The 3,257-nt window shown below is 59.9% G+C and carries 5 protein-coding genes and 1 pseudogene; 4 read left to right on the forward strand and 2 right to left on the reverse strand.

Translation table 11 applies throughout. From position 1 onward, the window contains the following. The 3 genes from ABT116_RS41205 to ABT116_RS41215 form a co-directional block, all read left to right on the forward strand. The coding region (locus tag ABT116_RS41205) for a DsbA family protein (RefSeq protein ID WP_351645347.1) at positions 1-535 on the forward strand (535 nt) is incomplete at its 5' end. A gap of 89 nt (positions 536-624) precedes the next feature. Further along, positions 625-1,188 (forward strand): vitamin K epoxide reductase family protein, encoded by a 564-nt coding sequence (locus ABT116_RS41210; RefSeq protein WP_351645354.1) that lies wholly within the window; start codon positions 625-627, stop codon positions 1,186-1,188. 142 nt (positions 1,189-1,330) lie between these two features. Continuing rightward, a complete protein-coding gene (locus ABT116_RS41215; RefSeq protein WP_003944616.1) occupies positions 1,331-1,522 on the forward strand; it encodes an antitoxin in 192 nt (63 codons plus the stop codon). A 122-nt stretch (positions 1,523-1,644) separates the two neighbouring features. Here the strand turns inward: ABT116_RS41215 and ABT116_RS41220 are convergent, their stop codons facing one another. Beyond that, a complete protein-coding gene (locus tag ABT116_RS41220; RefSeq protein WP_011331639.1) occupies positions 1,645-2,169 on the reverse strand; it encodes a hypothetical protein in 525 nt (174 codons plus the stop codon). 44 nt (positions 2,170-2,213) lie between these two features. After that, a pseudogene (locus tag ABT116_RS41225) lies at positions 2,214-2,879 on the reverse strand (cytochrome c oxidase subunit I); the annotation flags it as partial. A gap of 39 nt (positions 2,880-2,918) precedes the next feature. Between ABT116_RS41225 and ABT116_RS41230 the strand changes: the two are divergent. Then, the coding region (locus ABT116_RS41230) for a helix-turn-helix domain-containing protein (RefSeq protein WP_351645352.1) at positions 2,919-3,257 on the forward strand (339 nt) is incomplete at its 3' end.

Here is a 3,257-nt window from a genome sequence, read left to right on the forward strand (position 1 = left end):
GCCGGATCCGGCAGGCGAGCCGACAGCGACCTGTGCTTCGGACCCGTCCCGGTGCCTGCTGGTGGGGCAGGTGCGGGGCGAGGTGTGCGAGGCATGCCTGGCTATGTATCCCACGATGGAACGGATACGTACCGAGTACGCGGACCGCATTACCTTTGGCGTGCGGTACTTCCCTATCCCCAGCCACACGAACAGCGGACTCGCAGCGCGAGTGGTCGAGGCAGCTTCTCGGCAAGGGAAGTTCGTCGAGATGTATCAGCGCATGTACGACACACAGACCGAGTGGGGTGAATCGTCCGAATCTCAAGAACCCCTCTTTCGTACGTTCGCACAGGATCTGGGGCTCGACATGGCTACCTTCGAAGCGGATCTGAAGGATCCCACTGTTGCCGAGCGGGTTGAACGAGACTTCAACGAAGGGATCGACTTGGGGGTGCAGGGCACGCCGACACTTTTCCTCGACGGCGTCCAGTTGCCAGCCATGCCCACATACGAGGAGCTCACCGGGCGCATCGACGCAGCGCTGGCCCGATGACGTCAACGGGTGGCACCCGGACCGATACCAGGGGGGCTCGCACTGCTGGTTCCTTCCCTGCAGCGTGTTCTTCCTACGCGATCGGTTGGATCCTCTCAGGTGCTGGCGTGCTCGGATTGATCGCGTCTCTGATACTGACGATCGAGAAGTTTCGACTTCTCTCCGATCCCTCGTATCGTCCGTCCTGCAGCATCAACCCCGTCCTCAGCTGCGGATCGGTGATGAGTTCTCCCCAGGCGTCGGTCTTCGGTTTTCCGAACTCGATCCTCGGCGTGGTGGCATTCACCGTCTTGCTGACCACGGGAATCGTAACGCTTTCCGCGAAAAGCGGACTTCCTCAATGGTATTGGCGGTCTCTCGTCATCGGATTGTTCGCCGGCGCGGTACTGGTCCACTGGCTGATATTCCAAAGCTTGTACAGAATCCAGGCGCTGTGCCCGTACTGCATGGTCGTGTGGGTGGTGACGATCACAGCACTCTGGTATGCCTCTTTGCACCTTTGCACCCGCAGCGCCTCAGCCTCCTCTCGACCCGTGACGAGAATCGTGACGGTCGGCGCCCAGAATCACACTCTCGTGCCTACCATCTGGATCTTGTCCGTCGCGAGCATGATTCTCAGCGCATTCTGGACTTATTGGTCGACGTTGATCTGAGGGTCTGACGCAAAAGGGCCACCGCCGCCGAACTCGGCAGGTGCACGATCAGCCACGCTCAACGCAACTACTATGGATCTTAGTTTTTAGCTCGGCAATCCACGGGCACATCGGCAATTGAGGCCAGGAGAAGGAGACGAACATGAAACTCACGGGTGCAGCGAAAGCGCTGGTCGACAAAGGCATGGAGGCCGCCTCGAAGAACGCGGACAAGATCGAAAATGCAATCGACAAAACCGCCGCTGCGGCCGAAACCAAAACCGGTGGAAAACTGACCAGCCAGATTCAGAGGGCCGCCTTTGCCGCGAAGAGAGCGATCCCTCCGAAGAAGTAGTCACCCCCTTTGTCGTGCCGCCTGATTGTCGTCGAATCCAAGGCGTACGACTGAGGATGAGTGTCGAATAATCTCGCTTCGGTGTGCCCCCCCTCGTAAAAGCACACCGAAGCGAGGAGCGCTCAGGGTTCGGTCGGTGGAGGGATGACGATGCTCGCGTGAAAATCGCTGTGCCACAGCCGCGCAAGGAGTGCGTAATAGGATTCGGTTACCCTCGATTGGGTCGTGAGCGCCGCTTCCGGCGACTCGATTGTCGTCGGAGCCAGAAGGAGTGCACGATTGGCCAATGCCGCCGCGGAACTCCCGATATCCATCACGGCACCACTGATACTGGCTGCGGCGTTCAGCACGGGGTCGGGAAGGACCGTGATCGAAGGCGTGAAGGTCCGTTCTGCGTCGACGGAAACCGCGACGGTGTGGAGATGGTTCTCGATTGTCGCGATTGCTTCGCCGACCCGGCGGGTGTGGACCCGAAGTTTGCGGGGGTGTCGGACGTGGCGACGAGATATCGGCGGCAAGGTCCGCAAGTGGTCAGCGGCATGGTTCGCCACTCCGCCGTCGAGAGCGGTGGGCAGTACGTCTCGGATCAACCAGTCCGTCAGTAGGGCGGCAGCGGCATCTGTTGCCGGGACGATGACCACTGGCATTGTTCGTGTTGACATTGGCTTTCCCATCGGACTTCGTCGCCGAACTACTTCTTCTCGTCATCGTCGGGCATGCCGGTAAGTACCTTCTCCGATTCTGAGGTCGTCTCCGGCCGATGACCGACCCCGACGTGTGCTTCTGCCCGCATCCGAGCCACCATGTGCGGGTAGTGCAACTCGAAGGCCGGACGCTCGCTACGAATGCGCGGCAACTCCGTGAAGTTGTGCCGCGGCGGCGGGCAAGTGGTCGCCCACTCCAGCGAGTTTCCGTAGCCCCACGGATCGTCGACGGTGACCACTTCGCCGAATCTGTAGCTCTTGAAGACGTTCCAGATGAACGGGAGAGTGGAGGCTCCGAGAATGAAGGATCCGATGGTCGAGACTGTATTGAGGGTGGTGAATCCATCCGCGGGTAGGTAGTCGGCGTAACGACGGGGCATACCTTCGGCACCGAGCCAGTGCTGGACGAGGAACGTCATGTGAAAGCCGACGAACGTGGTCCAGAAGTGCCACTTGCCCAGGCGTTCGTCCATCATGCGACCGGTCATCTTCGGGAACCAGAAATAGATACCGGCGTACGTCGCGAACACGACCGTACCGAAAACCACATAGTGGAAATGGGCGACAACGAAGTAAGTATCCGTGACCTGAAAATCCAGCGGAGGGCTCGCCAGCAGCACACCGGACAGGCCACCGAAGAGGAAGGTGATCAAGCCCTCGACAATCGCGCATCAGGCAGACAGAATAGTTCGGTGAGTCCCATTCATCGGGCCGACGGCGAGATTTCGGCAATTGGTCGTTCCACCGAGATCCTGAAGACTTTTCGTGACAGCTCAGGCGTTCTCAGCGCAGCAGCGCTTGTTCGACGGACAGGCATGGCCAAAACAACGGTGTATCGAATGGTCGACGATCTCGTCCGAGTCGGGTTGCTCGAACGGCAAGGAACCAACTACCGCTTGGGCCTCCTCCTGTTCGAGATCGGCGAATCTGTTCCACGGCAGCGAAACCTCCGCGAAGCAGCGCGGCGCCACCTTTCGGCCTTGCGTGAAGCAACGGGGCACAACGTGGGACTCGCTGTATTGGACGGGCGG

The organism is Streptomyces sp. NPDC002130 (assembly GCF_040296465.1).
Classification (GTDB): domain Bacteria; phylum Actinomycetota; class Actinomycetes; order Streptomycetales; family Streptomycetaceae; genus Streptomyces.